A 21,687-nucleotide genomic window follows, 5' to 3' on the forward strand; every position below is an offset into this window, starting at 1 on the left:
CCAGCGTCTTATTCCGCGTCTGTCGGCGGGGTATCCGTCGACTCGGCGTCATCTCCCGCCTGCACCTGTTCGTCGGTGCTCAGCGCCTCTTCGTCCAGCTCATCCTGCACCACGACGACCTCTTCCGGCTCGTCGACACGCACCGTCGTCACCAGACGCTCCTCTTCCGCGGTGCGGATCAAGGTCACGCCCTGGGTGTTGCGCGAGGTGGTGGACACCTCGGCGACGCGGGTACGTACCAGGGTGCCGCGGTCGGTGATCAGCATCAGTTCGTCGTTGTCGCTGACCTGCACCGCGCTGACCAGATCACCGTTGCGCTCGCTGGTCTGCATCGCGATCACGCCCTGGCCACCACGGCCACGCAGCGGGAACTCTTCCAGACGCGTGCGCTTGCCGAAGCCATTGGCGGACGCGGTCAGGATGTAGCACTGCGGCACCTCACCGCTGGCGACGCCGTCTTCCGACACGCCCTCGGTGGTTGCCACATCAGCGCTCTCGACGCCTTCCGCCGTCGCGTCCGCGGCGTCATCGACCTCGATCTCGTTGTCATCGATCGCGGTGGTGCGCGGAATGATCAGGCTGATGACCTGTGCATCGTCGAGCAGACGCATGCCGCGCACACCACGGGCGGTACGGCCCATCACGCGCACGTTCTGCTCTTCGAAGCGGATCGCCTTGCCGTTGGAGGACACCAGCATGACGTGGTCGGAACCGGACGTGATGTCGGCGCCGATCAGACGGTCACCTTCCTCGATGTCCAGCGCGATCAGGCCGACACTGCGCGGACGCGAGAACTGGCTCAGCGCGGTGCGCTTGACCGTGCCGTTGGCGGTGGCGAAGAAGATGTAGCTGTCGGCGGCGTAATCGCGCACCGGCAGGATGGTGGTGACCCACTCGCCGTCGTCCAGCGGAATCAGGTTGACCAGCGGCTTGCCGCGCGAGCCACGTGACGCCTGCGGCATCTCGTAGACCTTGAGCCAGTACACCTTGCCCTTGTTGGAGAACAGCAGCACGGTGTCGTGGGTCGAGGCGACCAGCAGGTGCTCGATGACATCCTCATCCTTCATCGAGGTGGCGGACTTGCCGCGGCCACCACGCTTCTGGGCCTGGTAGTCAGACAGCGGCTGGGTCTTGGCATAGCCGCTGCGCGAGACCGTCACCACCATGTCTTCCTCGTTGATGAGGTCTTCGATGGTCAGGTCACGACGGCTGGTCATGATCTCGGTGCGGCGTTCATCGGCGTACTGGGCACGCACTTCGCGCAGCTCTTCGCGGATGACTTCCATCAGGCGGTCGGCAGAGGACAGGATCTCCATCAGCTCGGCGATGCGCTCGAGGATGGAGGAGTACTCGGCCAGCAGCTTCTCGGTCTCGAGACCGGTCAGGCGATGCAGACGCAGCTCGAGGATGGCCTGGGCCTGGGCCGGCGACAGACGGTAGTGCTTGGCGTCTTCAGACAGCCCCAGACCTTCCGGCAGATCTTCCGGACGGCAGGAAGTGGCACCGGCGCGCTCGAGCATCTCGACCACCTGACCCGGCTGCCATTCACGATCGACCAGCTTTTCCTTGGCTTCCGCCGCGCTCGGCGAGCCCTTGATCAGCTCGATCACCTCGTCGATGTTCGAGATCGCCACCGCCAGACCTTCAAGAATGTGGCCACGTTCACGCGCCTTCTTGAGTTCGAACAGGGTACGACGGGTAACGACTTCACGACGGTGACGCACGAAGGATTCCAGAATCTGCTTGAGATTCAGGATCTTCGGCTGACCTTCGTGCAGCGCGACCATGTTGATGCCGAACACGGTCTCAAGCTGGGTCTGGGAGAAGAGGTTGTTGACGACCACTTCACCGGACTCGCCACGCTTGGTCTCGATGACCACGCGCAGACCGTCCTTGTCGGACTCGTCACGCAGCTCGGCGATGCCCTCGATCTTCTTGTCCTTGACCAGTTCGGCGATCTTCTCGATCAGACGCGCCTTGTTCACCTGGTAGGGGAGCTCGGTGATGATGATGTGATCACGACCGTTCTTGTCGTTGTGCTCGATGGTATGCACGGCACGCACGTAGATACGACCACGACCGGTGCGGTAGGCATCGAGGATGCCGGCACGGCCGTTGATGATACCGGCGGTCGGGAAGTCCGGCCCCGGGATGAATTCCATCAGCTCATCGATGGTCAGATCGCCGTTGTCGATCAGCGCCAGACAGCCGTCGATGACCTCGCCCATGTTATGGGGCGGGATGTTGGTGGCCATGCCCACGGCGATACCGGAGGAGCCATTGACCAGCAGGTTCGGGGTCTTGGTCGGCAGCACGGCAGGAATGCGCTCGGTGCCGTCATAGTTGTCGACCCAATCGACGGTGTCCTTCTCGAGGTCGGCCAGCAGCTCGTGCGCCAGGCGCGCCATGCGCACCTCGGTGTAACGCATCGCCGCGGCGCTGTCGCCATCGATGGAACCGAAGTTGCCCTGACCATCCACCAGCACATAACGCATGGAGAAGTGCTGGGCCATGCGGACGATGGTGTCGTAGACCGCACTGTCACCGTGCGGGTGGTATTTACCGATCACATCGCCGACGACACGGGCAGATTTCTTGTAGGCCTTGTTCCAGTCATTGTTCAGCTCGTGCATCGCGAACAGTACGCGACGGTGAACCGGTTTGAGGCCATCGCGAACATCCGGCAAGGCACGCCCGATGATGACGCTCATCGCGTAATCGAGATACGACTGCTTGAGCTCGTCCTCGATGTTGACTGGCAGTATCTCTCTGGCGATCTCACCCATGATTCGTCAAATCCTTGAACTCAACTGTTGGCGCCACTGCAGCAACGACGCATGCTCCGTCGGTACTGCAGCGCGGCAGTGGCGTGAAGCAGACACGGGGTGCCAGCTCCGCGGCACCGAAGTGGCGGCATTATATCACTTGCGAGCGCGCCTAGCAGCTCACACGACGCCGCAAGGACACCTCAGTACGGTAGTACGGCCGTCAATATGCGCGGCCTGCTGGCTCATGCCTCGCCGCTGAGGGGCGATCAGGCCGTTTCTTCACTGACCAACGCGCCCAGCAGCGCGCCGATCTCGCCGTCCAGCGGCATGGCGCGACCGGTGTCGGTATTCATCAGCACGAAGGTGAAGTCCGCCCTGGAGACCAGCGCCCCGGAACGCGGATGCACCTCGCCCATGCGCCGCTCGCCCAGATGGATCTCCTGACGCATGATCATCTTGCGGCGCCCGAGCTCGGCCAGCCGCGTGGTGATGACCAGCTCATCATGCACGGTGGCGGGATAGTGCCAATCCAGGTTGAGGTTGACCGCCACCATCGCGATACCTTCGCGCTTGAGCGCGGCCAGATCGAGATGCGCGAGCATGAACTCCCAGCGCCCTTCCTCATAGAACTCCAGATAGCGGGCATTGTTGACGTGCCCATAGCCATCCAGATGATAACCACGCACCGTCAGGGTCGTGCGACTGACGACGCCTGCGTGATTGCCGACGTCTGTGTGAGTGCCGACGTCTGTGCGAGTGCCGACATCTGTGTAAGAGCCGACCGCTGCCTGCGGTGGATTGCTGTCGTGTTGCATCCCTGCCTCCCGTCCGTGAAACGATCGCGCCGTATGGCCATCGTCAGCTGATCTTATGCCGGTGACGGACAGAAAAACAAACGCTTGGCTGAATGATGACGCCTGCCCTGCTCGCCATCCCGGCAAGGCGGCTACTCGCCGGGCGGACCCTGCGGTGGCCTCTCGCCGCCCTCCTCGTCGAGGAAGTGCCCCTTCTCGCCCATGAAGCAGCCGAAGATCTGGTTAACCCCCGGCGCCAAGGCGTGATAGTGATAGCCACGCACCGGGTCCGTCTCGCCGCCACACTCATCCAGGTCAGCGGGAACATTGCCGTCGTTGTCCTCTCTGGCATAGATGGCATAGCCATCCAGCGCATAGCCGATCATCGGCGAATGGCCATCTTCCTGAATGCCGATCTCGGAGCAGCCAGTGGCGGTGTGATAGTGATAGCCCTCATGAGGGTTGGCATGCGCGCCACAATCATCGAGCACTCCCAGGGTGTGAGAACTCAGGATCAGCTCCAGCGGCGCCGGCGGGCCGAACAGCACGCCATTGAGCGCCACGCCGGTGTTGGAGCGGCCGGCAAGCGAGGTCGGCTCGGCGGCCGGCACCGGCACCTCGGGAATCACGGCAGTCTTCTCGATGCCACCGCCCAGCTCATCCAGCGGACACTCGAGACAGAAGTTGTCGAAGCCCTCGATGGGGTTCGGGTTCCCCGCCACCTCGCAGCCACGCGCGCCATCGATCACGGTGATCTCGCCCGTGTTGACGTCGTACATCTGCCACTCCTTGTCCTTGTAGAGAGTGGCCAGATTCTTGATGAACTCGCCGTCCACCTGATAGAGGGTGCCCTCGCCATCCATCCAGGTGCCGCCTTCCTGCTCACCGGAGTGGATATTGGGCGGGCAGAAAGGCCCCTCCGGCGAGGTTTGCGGGTCCGCGGGCGCACCGGCCACGCGGAACTGATAGCAGGTCGTCTGCGTGCCGCCGCTCAGGGTGCAGTCGACGGTCTCGACCTCACCGACGATCGCGCCCTCGGCAAACACCTCAGGTTCCAGCCCGAGCGCCGCAGGGGCAGATTCGCCGTCAGCGGCTGCCTCTTTCGTGACCGTTGCACTGGTCTCGGCCGCGCTGGCCGCCTTGTCGTGGGCGTCATGCTCCCCGCTGCAGCCGAACAGCAGCAGGGTCAGCGCCGCCAGCGTCAGTGGTCGTGTCCGTTTCAGCGCGCTCGCGCCTGAAGCTCTGCTCTTCACAAAAGCCTCCACAACCGTCTCCTCAGCAGTCCCCACAGCAGTCTCCACAACAACGTCGTCGATCACTCTGCTGCCCTCCGCGTCTCAAGTCTGATGGTCTATGCCTATAGGTCGATGCCTGCTATTCGATATCTACTGGTCGATGCCTGCTGATCGATATCTGTCGGGCGATACCGCAAACCGCCAGACCGCGCACCGCCAGGTCGACTCAAGACTAGCGCCACAGCGTGCATACAGTATGTCTTTGTGCTCGCGCGCGATGGTCGGCAACCGCAGTGTGACGCAGGGTCACGTCCACGGCGGATGACCCGTCGCATGAGTTTCGCCATAATATGCGCCATTCAGACGGGCAGCCCCCGTTCACCGGACTCAAGGACTGGTCGCATGTGGTTCAAGAACCTGCAACTGTATCGCCTGCACGATAGCGCCCCGCTGGAAGAGGGTCGTCTCGCCGACGCCCTGCCGGAGCATGTCTTCCGCCCGGTCACCGGCGTCGAAGCCAAGCGTATCGGCTGGGTCGCACCGGGCGGCCGCAACAGCGACCTGCTGGTGCACGAGATTCAGGGCCATTTCCTGATCAGCGCCCTGCGCCAGGAGCGCGTACTGCCCTCCGCCGTGGTCAAGGAAGAACTCGAGGAGCGCGTGGCCGAGCGCGAGACCGCCGAAGGCCGTCCGCTGCGTCGCCGCGAGAAGCTGACCCTCAAGGAGCAGATCTACGAGGAGCTGCTGCCGCGCGCCTTCACGCGCTCCTCGCGCACCGACCTGTGGTGGGACAGCCGTCGCGGCCTGATCGCCGTCAACGCCTCGAATGCCAAGCGCGCAGAGGAAGTGCTGGACCTGCTGCGCCAGACACTGGGTACGCTCAAGGTCACGCCGCTGGCCGTCGCGCAGCCGCCTTCCCAGGTGATGACCACCTGGCTCAAGGATGTCAGCTCGCGCCCGGAAGACCTGATCGTCGGTGACCAGGTCGAACTCAAGGCGCCGGGCGGCGAGGATGGCGTGCTGCGTGCACGTCAGTTCGATCTCGACGGCGAGGAAATCCAGACGGCGCTGAATCTGGGCCGTGTGGTCAGCAAGCTGGCGCTGGAAGTCGATGGCCGCGTCGCGCTGGTGCTCGGTGAGGACATGGCGCTCAAGAGCCTCAAGTTCGCCGATGCCGTGGTCGATGAAGCCAACGCCCAGGATGACGGCGAAGACCCCATCCTGCGTCTGGAGACCGACTTCGCGCTGATGGCCCAGGTGCTGTCCGGCGTGATCGAGCAGATGACCGCCTGGCTGGGTGGTGAAGCCCAGCCCGCCAGCTGAGCCTTGGGCCCGCTGCCGACCCTCTCTTTTTTCAGAATGACAAACCCGGATGACGTGCGTCGATGACTGACACTGCAACACCCAAGCCTGCCACGACCAGCGAACAGGACCCGTTCGCCGATATTCGCCCCTACCACGACGACGAGGTAGCGGAGGTGCTGGTACGCCTGGAGCAGGACCGCGAGCTGCTCGACACCCTGACTCGCTTCCGCCTGCCGGGCCTGACCCAGCGTTTCCCGTGGCTGGCACGCCAGGTCGCGCGCCTGGCCATCAAGCGCGAGATGATTGGCGTCAAGGATGTTGCCAGTTTCCAGAGCCGCATCGCCGTCTACATGGCGCGCATGATCCACACCACCACCACCAGCTTCGAGACGGTGGGGCTGGAGCGCCTGTCCCCGGACACGCCGTATCTGTTCCTGTCCAACCATCGCGATATCTCGCTGGACCCGGCCTTCGTCAACTACGCCCTCTATCGTCACGGGCGTGACACGGTGCGCATCGCCATCGGTGACAACCTGCTGCAGAAACCCTTCGTCACCGACCTGATGCGCCTCAACAAGAGCTTCATCGTGCCGCGCTCCGCCAAGGGCAAGCGCGCGATGCTGGCCGCCTACCAGTCGCTGTCGGGCTATATCCGCCACTCGCTGACCCACGACCAGCACTCCATCTGGCTGGCCCAGCGTGAAGGGCGCGCCAAGGATGGCCGTGATGGCACCGAGAGTGCCATCATCAAGATGCTGACCATGGCGGCGCGCACCGCCGACAAGACGCGTCCGTTCAGCGAGGCGGTCAGCGAGCTCAACATCGTGCCGGTGTCGATCAGCTACGAGTTCGACCCCTGTGACCTGCAGAAAGCGCGTGAGCTGGCGGCCGTCGCCAATGAAGGCCGTTACGAGAAGGTGCAGTACGAGGACATCAAGTCCATCGCGGCGGGTATCAGCGGGCACAAGGGGCGCGTCAAGCTGGTGTTCGGCGAGCCGCTCAAGGGCGACTTCGAGACCCCGGAAGACGTGGTGAAGGAAGTCGACCGCCAAGTGCTGGCCTACTACACCCTCTACCCGAGCCATCAGCTGGCACTCGAGAAGCTGGCCGCCAGCCGCCCGCAGCTGCGTGAGGAGCCGCGCCTGGCCTCGGCGCTGGATGTCTCGGCCATCAGCGGTGCCGAGCGCGCCACCTTCGAGAACCGCCTCGCAGAGGTGCCCGCAGAGCTCAAGGACTGGTGGCTGGTGCAATACGCCAACCCGATCCTCAATCGCGAAGGGCTCTCCATCGATCTCGATGAAAAGCTCGATGCCGCCGAGGCGACGGACGGCGAGAAGGTCGCTCAGTAAGCCAGCACTGCGGAGCAAGACACTTGAGTCTTGTACCTGCCACGAAAAAGCCACCGTCAATCGACGGTGGCTTTTTCGTGGGCTGCTACTTGCGCCAGAAGCTGGGCGAGAACAGCACCAGCACGGTCAATATCTCGAGACGCCCCATCAGCATGCCGATGCACAGCAACCACTTGGCGCTGTCCGGCAGGCTCGAGAAGTTGCCCGCCGGGCCGATGATCTCACCCAGCCCCGGGCCGACGTTGGTGACGGCCGTGGCGGCGCCGGTCACCGCGGTGATCAGGTCCAGCCCGATGAACGACAGCGCCAGCGCCAGGCCACCGATGGTGATGAAGAAGAAGAACGAGAAGGCGATCACGGCGCGCACCACCTCATCGGGCAGCGCGCGACCGTTGTAGCGCTGCGAGAAGACGCCATTGGCATGGATCAACGAGCGCAGATGGTTGCCGAGCATGATCAGGCCGATCTGCAGGCGGAAGATCTTCATGCCGCCGCTGGTCGAGCCGCTGCAGCCTCCGACGAAGGTCAGATAGAAGAAGGCCACCACCGCAAAGGACCCCCAGGCACTGTAGTCGTCGCTGGCGTAGCCGGTGGTGGTCACCACCGAGATGACATTGAAGGTCACCTGGGTCAGCGCCGTGAAGATGGCCTCGCCATTGACGACGCGATACAGCGTCAGCAAGGCGATCACCCACCCCAGCAGACGCAGGAAGCCGCGCACCTGGGCATCACGCCACAGGACACCGGCCTGGTCCTGCCAGGCGCGGATGAACAGCACGAAGGGCAGCGCCCCCAGCAACATGAACGCCGACGCCATCCACAGCAGATAGGGCCGGTCGGAATAGACGCCCATCGAGCTGTCGTAATTGGAGAAACCGCCGGTGGCCAGCGACGTCATGCCATGCACCAGCGCATCCAGCCAGTGCATGCCACCGAGCCAGTAACAGACGATGGCCAGCAACGTCAGCCCGACATAGACCAGCCCGATGGCCTTGGCCACGCCACCGGCACGCGGCAGCACCTTGTCGGACCAGTCCGAGGATTCGGTCTGGAACAGGCGCATGCCGCCGACCTTCAGAAACGGCAGGATCGCGATCGCCATCACGATGATGCCGATACCACCGACCCACTGCATCAGGCCGCGCCACAGCTTGAGGCCATCCGAGAGCCCTTCGATGTCAGACAGCACGGTCGAGCCGGTGGTGGTGATCGCCGACACCGATTCGAACACGGCATCGGTCACGCCCAGGTGGGTCGCACCGAAGATCAACGGCAGGCTCGAGTAGGCCGACACCAGCACCCAGCTCAGCGTCGTCAGCACGAACATCGCACGCGGCTTGAGTTGCAGCTCCACCTTGCGCGAGACCGTCAGCATGATGACCGCCGAGCCGAGCGTGATGCCCAGCGAGATCAGAAAGGCGCTGGCATCCGCATCCGCTTCGCCGAGCAACACCAGCAAGGGCGCCAGCATCATCAAGGCCACCACGCATAGCAGCAGGCCGAGTACCCGGATGACCGGCAACCACTCCGAGAGCGAAAGAAGGCGCATCAGCGCCTGCGAGTGCGCTCGGGTCGCCTGCCCTGCGCGAGCACTTGCGCGCGCTCGTCTACGCAGCAGGTCCCGCGAGCCACCCTTCATGCCACCGGCCTGTTGATGACAGTCATCATTGTGCGTCCTCAGCGTTTTACCCCATGACGCCCCGGGCGCCAGTCTCAGTGCGACGATACCCTACACCCTCTTCTGCCGCTGTCCAGCGCCGCCACAGCGGTGACCCGCCGCAGGACATCACACCCCGACACCTCACGTCAGGCGCCTTGTGCCGCCCTGCAAGCTGCTATCCTGCCAACGACACGCGTAGCCACGCCGCCTGCTCAGTGCCAACACGCCTGAGTCCGGTTGGGCTGCCCAACCCCTGTGCGGTACACTGAGGCCCCAATATGGCAACGATGCGTTCACGGACAAGAACCTCATGCGTCTGACTGATTGGCGAGCCTGGCAGGCGAGTGCGTCCCGCACCGCCCACGACAGCCGCGTAGATATCACCCCCTCCCCGCGTGCCGAGCAAGTCCCGGCCATGCAGCGTCGTCGACTCAGCCCGGTCGGCCAGGCCTGCTGCAAGCTGCTGTTCGCGCTCGACCCTGACGCCGACCTGCCTATCATCCATGCCTCGCGCCATGGCGATACCGGCAAGATTCTCGCCCTGCTGGACGCCGCCACCCAGTCCGACGAAGCCCTGTCACCGGCGCGCTTCTCGCTCTCGGTGCACAACGCCGTGCTGGGCATGTACTCGATCACCGGCAAGTCCCATCAGCCGCTGGAAGCCCTCGCCGCCTGTGGCAACGAATTCGAGGCGCTGATGAGCGAGGCGCTCGGCTATCTGAGCGAGCGCGGGGACGTCATCGTGCTGTTCTCCGATATCGCCGCGCCGGAGGCCTTCCTGCTCCACGGTGACTACCCGGCCTGCGCCAGCGCCGTCGCCCTGCGCCTGAGCCGCAGCAGTGACGATGACAGCGCATGGACACTGAGCGCTACGCCTGGCGAATCGTTGACGGACAGCGCCCCGACGCCGCTTGAGGTCATCGCCTGGCTCGAGCAGGCCGGGGCTGAGACGCTCCCCTGTCGTCGCCATCACTGGCAGCTGAGCCGCGCTCACGCCGCCTCACCGACGCCGCCAGCAGACTGATGCCACGCATGCTGTCGTCTCCCCTCGGGCGCCTGTGGCGTGGCATCGCTACGGCCATCAGCTTCCTGACCTTCGGGCTGGGCGGCTTGCTGGTGGGGGGAATGTGGCCCCTGCTGACACTGGTGGTACGCCGCCCCGACAAGCGACAGAAGCTCGCGCGCAGCATCATCCATCACTGCATGCGCGGCTTCGTGGGCCTGATGCGCGGCCTGGGCGTGCTCGACTATCGCCTGCACGACTGCGAGCGTCTGCAACGTCCCGGCCTGCTGGTGCTGGCCAATCACCCGACGCTGATCGACGTGGTCTTCCTGCTCGCGCTGATTCCCCACGCCGACTGCGTGGTCAAGGGACGGCTGGCACGCAACCCCTTCACCCGTGGCCCCATCCGCGCCGCTGGCTACATCACCAATGAAGAGCCGCAGGGCGTGCTCGAGGCCGCCGGCGCGAGCCTGGCGCGCGGCAATGCCTTGATCCTGTTTCCGGAAGGCACGCGCAGCGTGCCCGGGCGCGCGCTGAAATTCCGCCGCGGCGCCGCCAACATCGCGCTGCGCACGCCAAGCGAGATCACCCCCGTGCTGATCGACTGCCAGCCCAGCACCCTGACCAAGGGCGAGCCCTGGTATCACATCCCGGCCCGACGGGTGATGCTCAATATCAAGGTGCTGCCGGACATGACGGCGCATGTCGCACCGCCACCGGCAGCAGAGGATGAGGTGCCGCTGTCACGCGATGCCCGCCAGTTGACGCGCCGCCTGGCCAGCGACTTTGCCGCTGAGCTGGCCGCCTTTCAGCGACGGATTCGCGAGTCATGACAACGCGCTGATCCGCACTGCCCCTGATCTCGATGTTGATCAGATAGCGAGAAAAAGTGATTAAGATATTCGGCCTTCCCGCCGTTAATAAAGCCTGCTGCCATTCATACCGGCCATTATCGGTACGCCGACACGAGGAATACTCATGAGCGATAGCGCCAAGCTGGAACTGGAACTCAAGCAACTGATCATCGACACCCTGGAGCTTGAGGACATCACGCCGGACGACATCGTCGCCGATGAACCGCTGTTCGTGGACGGCCTGGGGCTGGATTCGATTGACGCCCTGGAGCTCGGTCTCGCGCTGCAGAAGCAGTACGGCATCACGCTGGACGCCGAAGCCGAGGACACCCGCGCGCATTTCGCCAGCCTCAATGCCCTGCGTGAACTCGTGGAGGCCCGTCGTGAGCGCTGAGCAACAGACCGCGTCCCGCGAAGAGATCTATGCCCATGTGCGCAGCACCCTGATCGAGCTGTTCGAGATCGATGCCGCTGACATCCACCCCGAGGCGCTGCTCTATGAAGACCTCGACATCGACAGCATCGATGCGGTGGACCTGGTGGTCGAACTCAAGAAGTTCACCGGCCGACGCATCGAAGCCAATGACTTCAAGAGCGTACGCAGCCTCGATGACGTCGTGACCGCCGTCGAGCAGCTGATGCAGCGCCAGGCATGACGTCATTGTCCTCTGGTCGAGGGCGGCGTCCGTCACTGCCAAGGCTGCTGCTCGGCGGGCTGGGCGTCGTGGCCGCCATATGCTGGCCACTGCTGGTCTATGCCCTGCTCTCGCGGCTGACGGCAGACCCGGTGGGCGACGCGACCAGCGGACATGTCTCGCCCTGGGTGTGGGCACTGATCGCGCTGGGCGCCTTGCTGATCCAGCGTCTGCCCTTGCCGTTGATCCTGCGCCTGACGCTGGCCGCGCTGCTGATCGCCATCAGCCTGCTCAGCGAGGCGGAACTGGGGCTGCGCGCCTATCCGGTGCTGGTCAATCTGGCCATGCTCAGCGTGTTCGCCACCAGTCTGTGGCGCGGCATGCCGGTGATCGAGCGCCTGGCGCGTCTGCAGGAGCCTGATCTGCCCGCCGCCGGCGTGCGTTATACCCGCAAGGTCACCCGAGTGTGGTGCGGCTTCTTCGTCTTCAATGCCAGTGTTGCCGCGACCACGGCGCTGTATGCCGACCTCGCGACCTGGACGCTCTACAACGGCCTGGTGAGCTACGTGCTGATGGGGCTGCTGTTCTGCGGCGAATGGCTGGTACGCCGTCGCCTGCGCCGCGCCGATGGCTGAACCTGGTTATCGATGAGCTTGGCTATCGATGAGCTCGGCTATCGATAGCTGAATCCATGTATGGATACGCCCGGCGTGGATACGCCCCCAGATGAATTCGACTTTCTGAAGAGTTGCCTGCCTCACATGTCTGATGCCCGCCAGCCTGCCAGCCGCGCCACCGCACGCTCCACTGAGCAAGACGCCGCCCAGCGCGCCACCTCCCTCATCCATCAGGGTTGGCGCCAGCTCGCCCGACTCGCGCCCGCGGCGCCGGCCTGCTGGCTGGCCAGTCCCGGTCAGCCGCTGCGCCCGCTGAGTCGTGCCGAGCTGATGGCACGCGTCGATGCCTGGCATCAGTGGCTGGACAACCTGCCCGCTGCGCATGCTGGCCGCCGACCCGGCGCACGTTGGGTGCTGTTCCAGCCCACCACACTGGGCGCCTGCGTGCAGCTGCTGGCGCTGTGGGAGCGCGGCATGCTCGCCGTGCTGCCCGGCGATGACCGCCCGGAAACCCTGGCCCGCCTGGCCGAGAGCAGTGATGGCAAACTGCCCGAGACCAGCGCCGCTGGCTGGCCGCCGGAGCAATCCGGAGCTCTCAGCTCTACCGGCACTCTCAGCTCTACCGACTCTGTCGGCTCTACCGCAGCACCGAATACACCGTTCGAGATCACGCCGGACGGCGGGCGTCTCGCGCTGGAGCTCTGCACCTCCGGCTCCACCGGCGAGCCGCTGCGCATCGCCAAGCGCTTCGATCAGCTCGAGGCCGAACTGGCCGTGCATCGCGCGCTGTGGCCGCTGGCGACGGACGCTTCAGGCACTGACTCAGCGTCTGAGCCAAGCACAGGCGCCGTCAGCCTCAGCCAGGTCAGTCACCAGCACATCTACGGTCTGCTGGTGTCGCTGCTGCGCCCGCTCAGCGAAGGGGTGCCGTTTCTCAGCGAAGCCTGTCATTACCCGGAGCAGCTGGCCGCCGCCATCGCGCAGCTGTCCGGCCTCGGGCATCGCTGCCAGCTAGTCAGCTCGCCGGCCCAGCTGGCGCGCCTGCCCCAGGCCAGTGACGGGAGCCGCGTGGCGGGCCAGGCTCAGGCTCAGGTGTTGCGGGTCTTCTCTTCAGGTGCCCCGCTGCCGGCCGAGGCCGCCCGCCACGCAGAGAACTGCCTGCAGGCGCCGGTGATCGAGATCTACGGCAGCACCGAAACGGGCGGCATCGCGCATCGCCGCCAGCACGAGACGTCCGACTGGACACCGCTGCCGGAGGTCGAGATCCGCTTCTCGCCCGCCTTCGCGGTGCGCTCGCCGTTTCTGGAGCAGCCGGACCAGTGGTGGCAGCAGGCCGACAACGCCGCGCCAGTGGCGGCTGAAACGTCGTCGCAAGGCGAGCAGCAGGCGGCGCCACGCTTCCAGCTGCTGGGGCGCAGTGATCGGCTGGTCAAGCTGGCCGGCAAGCGGGTCTCGTTGAGCGCGGTGGAGCGCTGCCTCAGCGCGCAAGCGGAGGTGCTGGAAGTACGTTGCCTGCCGATGCCCACCCGCGATCATCGTCTGGGCGCGGTGGTGGTGATGGACGAGAGCGCGCTGCCGCAGGACCACGCCAGCCGCCGTGATCTGATTGCCCGTCTGCGCCGTGCGCTGATGCCGGGTTTCGAGCGCATCGCCCTGCCGCGCTACTGGCGATTCGTCACGCGCCTGCCGCTGAATGCCCAGGGCAAGTTCACGGCGGATTCCGTCGCGCGGCTGTTTGCCGATCTCGACGATCATCGTCTGCCACGCTGGCTGGGCGAAACCTCCAGCGGTCCGCAGCAGCTGACGCTGGAAGCCGAGGTGCCCGACAGCCTGTGCTACCTCGAGGGGCATTTCGCTGACCAGCCACTGGTGCCCGGCGTGGTGATGCTCAAATGGGCTCGCGATCTCGGTCGCCGCCTGCGCCTGGCGGGTGTCGGCGTGCAGGAAAGCCGTTTTCAGCGTCTGGAGCGCATCAAGTTCTCCAACCTGTTGCTGCCGGGCATGCGCTTTACGCTGGCCGCGACACTGGTCGCCGACAGTCACGGCCTGCGCGTCGACTTTCGCCTGGAATCCCGCGCGGGCCTGCACGCCAGTGGCCGCTTGCGCTACGGTGCTGAAACCGATAGCGCGGCTGATAGCTCGCCCCTCAGCCCACCACTCAGTTCGCCCCAGACGACACCCACACCGGAGGCGTCATGAGCCAGCCCCAGGCGCCGATGACCGGCCACACACCCTCTCCCCCCGTCAGCGAGTCGCCACTGCGCGCCTGCGTGGTGATTCCGGTCTACGACCACCCCGCCACCATCGCCGGCGTGTGCGCGGGTCTGGCACCGCTCGGGCTGCCCATCGTGCTGGTGGATGATGGCTGCAGCGCGCCCTGCGCCGAGGTGCTGGATCAGCTGGCGGCCGAGGGTCATCACCTGGTGCGCCGTGAGCAGAATGGCGGCAAGGGCGCTGCCGTGCGCAGCGGCCTGCAGGCTGCCGAGCAGCTCGGCTTCACCCATGCCCTGCAGGTGGATGCCGATGGGCAGCACGACGTCAGTGATCTGCCCGCCTTCCTCAACGGCATGCAGGAAAATCCCGACTGCCTGCAGATCGGCTATCCGCAATACGACGCCAGCGTGCCGCGCATCCGCTTCTATGGCCGCTACGCCTCGCACATCTGGGTGTGGATCAACACCCTGTCGCTGGCCATCCGCGACACCATGTGCGGCGTGCGCCTCTATCCGCTGGCCGCCACCAACCGGCTGCTGGCGCATCATGACTGTGGCGATCGCATGTCCTTCGACACCGAGGTGCTGGTGCGCTGGTACTGGGCCGATGGCGAGGTCGCCAACCTGCCGGTGCATGTCAGCTATCCCACCGGAGGCGTCAGCCACTTCCGCCCCGGTCACGACAACCTGTTGATCAGCGCCATGCACACGCGGCTGTTCCTCGGCATGCTGCTGCGCTCACCGAAACTTGCCTGGCGCACGCTGTCGGGACGCAATGGCAGGACATCATCCACTCATGTCAGTCGCCCCTCGCAGCCTGACGATGCGAAGGGGAAACACGAATGACCCATTGGGCACGCCTGTCGGAAACCGGCTCCACCACTGGCATGCGCCTGATGGTGACGATTCGTCGTCGCCTAGGTGCCTGGCCGTTTCGTATCGCGCTGTTTCCGGTGCTGGTGTGGTACTTCCTGCTGCGCGGGGTGGCGCGGCGTGCCTCCTTCGACTTCCTCAAGCGCCTCGAGCCAGAGCTTGGCGGCGTGCGCCTATGGACGAGAAGCTTCGCCCACTTCATGCAGTTCGGTGAGGCGATCATGGACAAGGTCTCGGCCTGGAGCGGCGAGATTCCGCTGACCTCGCTGACCGGCACCGGCCCGGAAGACCTGCGCGACGCCGCGCTGCGTGGCGAGGGCGGCATCATCCTCGTCGCTCACCACGGCAATCTGGATGTGATCAATGCCATCGGCGAGCGCCACGACATCGATCTGTGCGCGCTGGTGCACACGCGCCACGCCGAGAAGTTCAATCAGCTGCTGGAGCAGGCCACCGGGCGCAAGCCGCCGCAGATGATCGAGGTCAGCGAGATCACGCCTGCCACCGCCATGGCGCTGGGCGATCGGGTCAATCGCGGCGGCTTCGTGGTCATCGCCGCCGACCGCGTGCCGATTCCGCCCACCGCCGACGATGCCAAGGCAGACACCCCTCCAGCAGAAGGCAGCAGACTCGCGTCGCCGGCCAGTGCCGCGGCCTCACCGCGCGTGCTGCACTGTGACTTCATCGATCAGCCCGCGCCCTTCCCGCAGGGGCCCTTCATGCTGGCCGCGCTGCTGCGCTGTCACGTCTATACCCTGAGCTGCATTCGCGAACAGGGCGGCGCCCATCCGCGTTTCCGGGTCGACTTCGCGCCCTTTGATGACAGCCGCGCCGTCAAGCGCAGCGGTCGCGAGGCGTGGATCCAGCAGGCCATGCAGCGTCACGCCCGTCATCTGGAAGCGCGCGTGAAGCGCCATCCGCTGCAGTGGTTCAACTTCTTCGACTTCTGGCATCAGGCGCCTGACAGCACGTCGAATCCAGACAGCGCGTCGGCTCCGAAACAGGACGCCTGAGCCGCGCCGGGCCTGCGGCAACGCTGCTTCGCGCCCGGCTCTGCGGCCTTCACCTTGTTCGCTCTTCACGTTCAGCGCATTTTCACGCTTCTCTCTTCGCCAGGTACCTCGTCATGTCACAGCCCGCCACCTCTTCCTCCGCCCTGATTCTCGACGGCAGTGATATCACCCTCGAGCAGTTGATCGATGTCGCCGAAGGCCGCCGTGAGGTGCGCCTGACTTCGGATGCCGCCTTCCGCGCCCGTATCGAGGCCGGCCCGGCCCTGCTGGAACGCCTGCTGGAGGAAGAAGGCGTGGTCTACGGCGTCACCACCGGTTACGGCGATTCCGTGACGCGTGCCGTGCAGGGGGCAGAGGACCTCGAAGCCCTGCCGCGCCATCTCTATACCTTCCACGGCTGTGGCATGGGCGCGGACCTGGATGTGGTCAGCAGTCGCGCGGTGGTGATGGTGCGCCTCGTCTCGCTGTGCCGTGGTGTCTCCGGGGTCAGCATGGCGCTGCTGGAGCGCCTCGTATGGCTGCTCAATCACGACATCCTGCCGCGCATTCCCGAAGAAGGCTCGGTGGGAGCCAGCGGCGATCTCACCCCGCTTTCCTATGTCGCCGCCGTGCTGTGTGGCGAGCGTGAGGTCTGGGTGCGCCCCGGCGCAGGCCAGCCCCACGCGCTGCGCCCGACGGCCGAGGTCTTCGCGGCACACGGCCTGACGCCCTATGTGCTGCGCCCCAAGGAAGGCCTGGCGCTGATGAACGGCACCGCCGTGATGACGGCTCTCGCCGCGCTGGCCTATGGCCGCACCTGCTACCTCAGCCGCCTGAGCGCGCGCATCACCGCCCTCAGCGTGCAGGCGCTGGAAGGCAACCCCTACCACTTCGATGCCGACCTGTTCGCCGCCAAGCCGCACCCCGGTCAAGCCCGCGTGGCCCAGTGGCTGCGCGATGATCTGGCCCACCCGGCGGCACCGGAAGTCGACGCCACGCCGATCAACTCGCCGCGTCTGCAGGACCGCTACTCGACGCGCTGCGCGCCCCACGTCATCGGCGTGGTCGAGGACAGCCTCAGCTGGTGGCGCAGCTTCCTGGAGACCGAGCTCAACAGCGCCAACGACAACCCGCTGATCGATGTCGAGGCCGGCAAGATTCTCCACGGCGGCCACTTCTATGGCGGCCATGTGGCGATGGTGATGGACAGCCTCAAGACGGCGGTCGCCAACCTGGCTGACCTGCTCGACCGCCAGCTGGCACTGCTGGTCGACAGCCGCTACAACCGTGGCCTGCCCAGCAATCTCAGCGGTGCCACGCCCGAACGCGCGCCGCTCAATCATGGCTACAAGGCGGTACAGATCGGCGCCTCGGCCTGGACGGCGGAAGCCCTCAAGCTGACCATGCCCGCCAGCGTCTTCTCGCGCTCCACCGAGTGCCACAATCAGGACAAGGTCAGCATGGGCACCATCGCCGCGCGGGATGCGCTGCGCGTGCTGACACTGGTGGAACAGGTCGCCGCCGCCACCCTGCACGCCGCCGTGCAGGGCAGCGAGCAACGCGCCGACATCACGGGTCAAGCCGCCACGCCGCCCAGACTGGCCGCCTTCACCCGTGAACTGCGTGAAGACATCGCGCCCCTCGAGGAAGATCGCGGTCTGGAAGCCGACCTGCGCCTGCTGTGCGCGCGCATCCGTGAGCGCCATTGGGCCCTGAGCGCCGGCGAGGCCAACGCATGAACGAGAGACAAGCCATGAATCAGCCAGCCGAAACACCGATGCCGACCGCCACGGTAGAGATGGAAGTGCCCTTCCACGACGTCGACATGATGGAAGTCGCCTGGCACGGCCATTACGTGCGCTATCTCGAGATCGCCCGCTGCAAGCTGCTCGACATGCTCGACTACAACTACCCGCAGATGCGCGATTCCGGCTACGCCTGGCCGGTGATCGACCTGCGCCTGCGCTATGCCGGCCCGGCGCGCTTCGGTCAGCGCATCGCCGTCACCGCGCGGCTGCGTGAGTGGGAGAACCGCCTCAAGCTCGACTACGTGATCCGCGATGTCGAGAGCGGCAAGCGCCTGACCCGCGGCTACAGCGTGCAGGTCGCCGTCGGGTTGGAAGATGGCGAGATGCTGCTGGCCTCGCCCGCCGCGCTCAGCGAGCGGCTGGCCGCCTGGCAGGCCAGTCAGTCGCAAGTCAGCCAGTCACGCTCCAGCGACGAGGATGCGCCTGCCACCCCGAACCCGACACAAGGAACACCGTGATGACTTCGCGCCTTGCCATTGCCGCCACTGCCCTGCTGCTGACTGCCGGTGCCCCCTGGGCCAGCGCATCCGAGAACAGTGCCTCAAAGACCAGCACCGCCGAATTCGACGCCCGCGCCCTGACGCAACAGCTGGCGCGCACCGCCCCGGTCTGCGGTGACTTCCAGCAGACGCGCTGGCTCGAGGATGTCGGTGCAGAGCTCGAGAGCCGGGGTCACTTCCGTCTGATCGGCGACCCGAACGCACCCGAAGGCCTGGTGTGGGAAACCACTTCGCCGATTGAAGACCGTCTCGAGATGCGCCCCGATGCCGGCCAAGGCCCGAATGGCGAGCCGCTGCCGGCCGACCAGCAGGCGATGGCGGAGCTGCTGATCAGCTTCTTCCACGGCGACTGGCAGGCGCTGGAGGAGCACTTCTCCCTGACGTTGACGGGTACGCCGGATGATTGGCAGGCCAGCCTGACGCCCAACGATGCCCGGCTGGCCGAGGCCATCGAGCGCCTCGAGATCGACGGTGGCAGCTGGCTGGAACACGTGAATCTCGACAGCGGCGACGGTGACCGCCTTGAGCTGGCGCTCACCGCCGGCGGTCACTGCGAGCGATGACATCGCCCAGCCATGAGCCGCGCCAGGGGCTGGATCGCGCCATCTGGCGCTGGCTGTGGGCCGCCGCCCTGCTGCTGTGCGCGCTGCTGCTGGCCGCGAAGATCGTCCCGCAGAGCCCCTGGCGTGGGGCGATCGACACCCGCATCACCGCCATGCTGCCAGAGCAGGAGCGCAGCCCGCTGGCAGCGCGCGCCGAATCGCTGGATGACACCGCCAACCGGCTGGTGATTCTGGTCGGCAGTCGCGATGCCAGCGCCGCCGCACGCAAGCAGCGTGACGCCGCCGCCCAGGCGCTGCGTCAGGCGCTCGCGCCCATCGCGACGCTGGATGACGGCAAGAGCCTCGAAAGCCTGCGCCTGCCGGCAGAGGTCCAGCCGGCCCTGATCGCCCCGTCGCTTGCAGGCCTGAGTGACGATGACTGGCAGGCACGCGCCCTCAGGCAACTGTTCCAGCCCGGCGGCCAGCGCGACCTGATCCGCGATCCCTTCGGTCTCGCCGGCGCCTGGCAGAGCTGGCTGACGCCCGCCAACCTGTCGCTGTCCGGCGGCCAGCTCTTGCTGCGCGCGCCGGCTTCCGCTGGCTCAGCCAGTAACGAACAGGACAGTGATGAGCAGAACAGCGAAGAAGGCGGTAGCGGCTATCGGCTGATCAGCGCCACCCTGACGGGCAGCGCCTACGCGATGAGTGACCAGCAGGCGCTGGAGCAGGCCGTGAATGGCGTGAAGGCCGACTATCCCGACGTCCAGCTGCTGCGCTCCGGACTGGTCTTCCATGCCAGCAACGGCGCGCAACAGGCCAAGCAGGAGATGTCGACCATCGGGCTCGGCTCGCTGATCGGCGTGCTGCTGTTGCTATGGGCGGTGTTCCGCACCCCGCGTCGGCTGCCATTGCTGCTGGTGCCGGTGGCCACGGGTGTGCTGTTCGCGCTGCCGCTGACCTGGTGGGCCTTCGGCAGCCTGCATGTGCTGACGCTGGCCTTCGGCGCCAGCCTGATCGGCATCTCCATCGATTATGTGCTGCATCTGGAGTGCATGCGCCGTCTGGCGACGCATGGCCGTGGCGGGCTCGCCGCGCTGTGGCCGGGCCTGACGCTGGGACTGTGCTCCAGCCTCGCCGCCTATCTGGCCATCACCCTGACGCCGATGCCCGGCCTGCGCCAGATGGGCATGTTCGCGGCGCTCGGCTTGATCGGTGCCTGGCTGAGCGTGCGCCTGTGGCTACCGCAACTGCCACTGCCGGCACAGGCCACCCGCGAGGACTCCCCCGCCGCCCGCGCCGCAGGATGTCTGGCGCGCGCCATTCCCGGCAAGCGCAGCTGGCAGGCACTGGGTCTGCTGCTGATGGCTGCGCTTGCCAGCCTCTACGGACTGCGCAGCGATGACCGCCTCACGCAGCTCAACCCCTCGCCTGCGTCTCTGATCAACGAGCAACGCGAGGTCCAGCGCCTGCTTGCCGAACCGGATGGCCTGCGCTACCTGATCGTGCAGGCCGAGACTGACGCCGCCCTGCTCACGCGCCTGCATGCGCTGGAAGACACCTTCCAGCAGCTGAATGCACGCCAGCAGCTGGGCCACTGGGCGAGCCTCGCTCAGCAACTGCCGACGCTTGAACAGCAGCAGGCCAATCTCGGCGCCATGCGTGAGCGCACCCGCACCCTGCTGCCCCAGGTGCTGAGCACCGCAGGCCTGTCACCCGAGCTAGTCACGCGTGCCGAGCAGGCCATCGCAGACGCCCACCCGCTGCGCCCGGCGGACTGGGTCGCGCTGCCCGCCGGTGAGATGGGCCAGCGACTGTGGCTCGATTCGCGCCGCGCCGCCATCGGCATCGTGCGCTTCGGCGATGTCACGGCTGAGGGCAGCGCAGCGCTTGCGCGCCTCGCCGCGGATGACGACAGACTCGAGTATGTCGATCAGGTCGCCAGGCTCTCGACGACGCTGGGCAGGATTAGCAGCGAGATGGCCTGGCTGGTCGGCGGCGCGGTGGTCTTGATCAGCCTGCTGCTGGCGCTGCGCTATCGCCGCAGCACCTGGCGAGCCCTGCTGCCGCCGCTGGGCGGACTGGTGCTGACGCTGGCGGCCCTGACGCTGGCAGGCGTCGGCCTCAACCTCTTCCACCTGCTGGGCCTGTTGCTGGTACTGGGGATTGGCCTCGATGCAGGCATCTTCTGTGCCGAGCATCCCGCGCGCAGCGCAGAAAAAAGCAGTGCTGGCATCTTCTGTGCCGAGCATCCTGCGCGCCGCTCTTTATCAGCTCCAGCGTCAGATGCAGCACAGACCAGCACCAGCCGTGCATCGCAGGCCAGCCTGCTGGCGATTTCGCTGTCGTGCGCCTCCAGCCTGCTAGCCTTTGGGTTGTTGAGCTTCAGTCAGACACCGGCGCTGGCGGCACTGGGGCTGGCCTGCCTGCTGGGGCTGAGCGCCACCTGGTGTCTGGTGCCCTTCGCGCGCAGTTGAGGCGGGTCTGAAGCGAAAGACAAGCAAGCCGCAGGGAACGCAGCGCAGCATGTACACATAACGAC

The 21,687-nt window shown here is 65.9% G+C and carries 18 protein-coding genes; 14 read left to right on the forward strand and 4 right to left on the reverse strand.

Going from position 1 to position 21,687, the window contains the following annotated elements; all coding sequences use genetic code 11:
• Positions 1–8 precede the first annotated feature (8 nt).
• The 3 genes from gyrA to LCW13_RS13410 all read right to left on the reverse strand — a co-directional run bounded on the left by gyrA (position 9) and on the right by LCW13_RS13410 (position 4,815).
• Positions 9–2,786: a DNA gyrase subunit A gene (gene gyrA / locus LCW13_RS13400; RefSeq protein WP_225347139.1), complete on the reverse strand. Its 2,778-nt coding sequence runs from the start codon at positions 2,784–2,786 to the stop codon at positions 9–11.
• A 248-nt stretch (positions 2,787–3,034) separates the two neighbouring features.
• Entirely contained in the window at positions 3,035–3,583 is a 549-nt protein-coding gene (locus LCW13_RS13405; protein ID WP_225347140.1) for an acyl-CoA thioesterase, read from the reverse strand.
• A 131-nt stretch (positions 3,584–3,714) separates the two neighbouring features.
• A complete protein-coding gene (locus tag LCW13_RS13410) occupies positions 3,715–4,815 on the reverse strand; it encodes a YHYH protein (protein ID WP_225347141.1) in 1,101 nt (366 codons plus the stop codon).
• Positions 4,816–5,199: 384 nt separating this feature from the next.
• Between LCW13_RS13410 and LCW13_RS13415 the strand changes: the two genes are divergently transcribed.
• Positions 5,200–6,120, forward strand: a complete 921-nt coding sequence (locus LCW13_RS13415) for a recombination-associated protein RdgC (RefSeq protein WP_043331446.1) — start codon at positions 5,200–5,202, stop codon at positions 6,118–6,120.
• A gap of 62 nt (positions 6,121–6,182) precedes the next feature.
• Positions 6,183–7,451 (forward strand): 1-acyl-sn-glycerol-3-phosphate acyltransferase, encoded by a 1,269-nt coding sequence (locus LCW13_RS13420; RefSeq protein ID WP_225347142.1) that lies wholly within the window; start codon positions 6,183–6,185, stop codon positions 7,449–7,451.
• Between the two features lie 85 nt (positions 7,452–7,536).
• Here the strand turns inward: LCW13_RS13420 and LCW13_RS13425 are convergent, their stop codons facing one another.
• Positions 7,537–9,000, reverse strand: coding sequence for a TrkH family potassium uptake protein (locus LCW13_RS13425; protein WP_225347143.1), 1,464 nt, complete (start codon positions 8,998–9,000; stop codon positions 7,537–7,539).
• A 421-nt stretch (positions 9,001–9,421) separates the two neighbouring features.
• Between LCW13_RS13425 and LCW13_RS13430 the strand changes: the two genes are divergently transcribed.
• The 12 genes from LCW13_RS13430 (at position 9,422) to LCW13_RS13485 (ending at position 21,622) form a co-directional block, all read left to right on the forward strand.
• Positions 9,422–10,135 carry a beta-ketoacyl synthase chain length factor gene (locus tag LCW13_RS13430; RefSeq protein ID WP_225347144.1) on the forward strand — a complete coding sequence of 238 codons (714 nt, stop codon included), beginning with the start codon at positions 9,422–9,424 and terminating at the stop codon, positions 10,133–10,135.
• 8 nt (positions 10,136–10,143) lie between these two features.
• Entirely contained in the window at positions 10,144–10,947 is an 804-nt protein-coding gene (locus LCW13_RS13435; protein ID WP_225347145.1) for a lysophospholipid acyltransferase family protein, read from the forward strand.
• A gap of 145 nt (positions 10,948–11,092) precedes the next feature.
• On the forward strand, positions 11,093–11,362 hold the full coding sequence (locus LCW13_RS13440) for a phosphopantetheine-binding protein (RefSeq protein WP_043331448.1): 270 nt from the start codon (positions 11,093–11,095) through the stop codon (positions 11,360–11,362).
• The gene (locus LCW13_RS13445) at positions 11,352–11,624 is read left to right on the forward strand and encodes an acyl carrier protein (RefSeq protein WP_043331449.1); all 273 of its coding nucleotides are present in this window, start codon (positions 11,352–11,354) and stop codon (positions 11,622–11,624) included. The genes LCW13_RS13440 and LCW13_RS13445 overlap by 11 nt, the downstream gene beginning before the upstream one ends.
• Positions 11,621–12,238 carry a COG4648 family protein gene (locus tag LCW13_RS13450; protein WP_225347146.1) on the forward strand — a complete coding sequence of 206 codons (618 nt, stop codon included), beginning with the start codon at positions 11,621–11,623 and terminating at the stop codon, positions 12,236–12,238. The genes LCW13_RS13445 and LCW13_RS13450 overlap by 4 nt, the downstream gene beginning before the upstream one ends.
• A 126-nt stretch (positions 12,239–12,364) precedes the next feature.
• Positions 12,365–14,419, forward strand: coding sequence for an AMP-binding protein (locus LCW13_RS13455; protein ID WP_225347147.1), 2,055 nt, complete (start codon positions 12,365–12,367; stop codon positions 14,417–14,419).
• The gene (locus LCW13_RS13460; RefSeq protein WP_225347148.1) at positions 14,416–15,279 is read left to right on the forward strand and encodes a glycosyltransferase family 2 protein; all 864 of its coding nucleotides are present in this window, start codon (positions 14,416–14,418) and stop codon (positions 15,277–15,279) included. Before LCW13_RS13455 ends, LCW13_RS13460 begins: the two co-directional genes overlap by 4 nt.
• Complete coding sequence (locus LCW13_RS13465; protein ID WP_225347149.1) at positions 15,276–16,319, forward strand: glycosyl transferase; 1,044 nt, start codon at positions 15,276–15,278, stop codon at positions 16,317–16,319. The genes LCW13_RS13460 and LCW13_RS13465 overlap by 4 nt, the downstream gene beginning before the upstream one ends.
• 113 nt (positions 16,320–16,432) lie before the next feature.
• Positions 16,433–18,037: an HAL/PAL/TAL family ammonia-lyase gene (locus LCW13_RS13470; RefSeq protein WP_225347150.1), complete on the forward strand. Its 1,605-nt coding sequence runs from the start codon at positions 16,433–16,435 to the stop codon at positions 18,035–18,037.
• A gap of 14 nt (positions 18,038–18,051) precedes the next feature.
• Complete coding sequence (locus LCW13_RS13475; protein WP_225347151.1) at positions 18,052–18,564, forward strand: acyl-CoA thioesterase; 513 nt, start codon at positions 18,052–18,054, stop codon at positions 18,562–18,564.
• A complete protein-coding gene (locus LCW13_RS13480; protein ID WP_225347152.1) occupies positions 18,564–19,169 on the forward strand; it encodes a LolA-related protein in 606 nt (201 codons plus the stop codon). The genes LCW13_RS13475 and LCW13_RS13480 overlap by 1 nt, the downstream gene beginning before the upstream one ends.
• On the forward strand, positions 19,166–21,622 hold the full coding sequence (locus LCW13_RS13485; protein WP_225347153.1) for an MMPL family transporter: 2,457 nt from the start codon (positions 19,166–19,168) through the stop codon (positions 21,620–21,622). Before LCW13_RS13480 ends, LCW13_RS13485 begins: the two co-directional genes overlap by 4 nt.
• Positions 21,623–21,687 lie beyond the last annotated feature (65 nt).

Source organism: Cobetia amphilecti, assembly GCF_020217465.1.
Taxonomy (GTDB): domain Bacteria; phylum Pseudomonadota; class Gammaproteobacteria; order Pseudomonadales; family Halomonadaceae; genus Cobetia; species Cobetia amphilecti.

Excerpts from the sequence above, each read along its gene's own strand:
- LCW13_RS13440 (WP_043331448.1), top strand. The coding sequence starts at position 11,093 with ATGAGCGATAGCGCCAAGCTGGAACTGGAACTCAAGCAACTGATCATC.
- LCW13_RS13420 (WP_225347142.1), top strand. The coding sequence starts at position 6,183 with ATGACTGACACTGCAACACCCAAGCCTGCCACGACCAGCGAACAGGAC.
- gyrA (WP_225347139.1), bottom strand. The coding sequence starts at position 2,786 with ATGGGTGAGATCGCCAGAGAGATACTGCCAGTCAACATCGAGGACGAG.
- LCW13_RS13435 (WP_225347145.1), top strand. The coding sequence starts at position 10,144 with ATGCTGTCGTCTCCCCTCGGGCGCCTGTGGCGTGGCATCGCTACGGCC.
- LCW13_RS13450 (WP_225347146.1), top strand. The coding sequence starts at position 11,621 with ATGACGTCATTGTCCTCTGGTCGAGGGCGGCGTCCGTCACTGCCAAGG.
- LCW13_RS13405 (WP_225347140.1), bottom strand. The coding sequence starts at position 3,583 with ATGCAACACGACAGCAATCCACCGCAGGCAGCGGTCGGCTCTTACACA.
- LCW13_RS13470 (WP_225347150.1), top strand. The coding sequence starts at position 16,433 with ATGTCACAGCCCGCCACCTCTTCCTCCGCCCTGATTCTCGACGGCAGT.
- LCW13_RS13455 (WP_225347147.1), top strand. The coding sequence starts at position 12,365 with ATGTCTGATGCCCGCCAGCCTGCCAGCCGCGCCACCGCACGCTCCACT.
- LCW13_RS13485 (WP_225347153.1), top strand. The coding sequence starts at position 19,166 with ATGACATCGCCCAGCCATGAGCCGCGCCAGGGGCTGGATCGCGCCATC.
- LCW13_RS13480 (WP_225347152.1), top strand. The coding sequence starts at position 18,564 with ATGACTTCGCGCCTTGCCATTGCCGCCACTGCCCTGCTGCTGACTGCC.
- LCW13_RS13475 (WP_225347151.1), top strand. The coding sequence starts at position 18,052 with ATGAATCAGCCAGCCGAAACACCGATGCCGACCGCCACGGTAGAGATG.
- LCW13_RS13425 (WP_225347143.1), bottom strand. The coding sequence starts at position 9,000 with ATGCGCCTTCTTTCGCTCTCGGAGTGGTTGCCGGTCATCCGGGTACTC.
- LCW13_RS13460 (WP_225347148.1), top strand. The coding sequence starts at position 14,416 with ATGAGCCAGCCCCAGGCGCCGATGACCGGCCACACACCCTCTCCCCCC.
- LCW13_RS13415 (WP_043331446.1), top strand. The coding sequence starts at position 5,200 with ATGTGGTTCAAGAACCTGCAACTGTATCGCCTGCACGATAGCGCCCCG.
- LCW13_RS13465 (WP_225347149.1), top strand. The coding sequence starts at position 15,276 with ATGACCCATTGGGCACGCCTGTCGGAAACCGGCTCCACCACTGGCATG.
- LCW13_RS13430 (WP_225347144.1), top strand. The coding sequence starts at position 9,422 with ATGCGTCTGACTGATTGGCGAGCCTGGCAGGCGAGTGCGTCCCGCACC.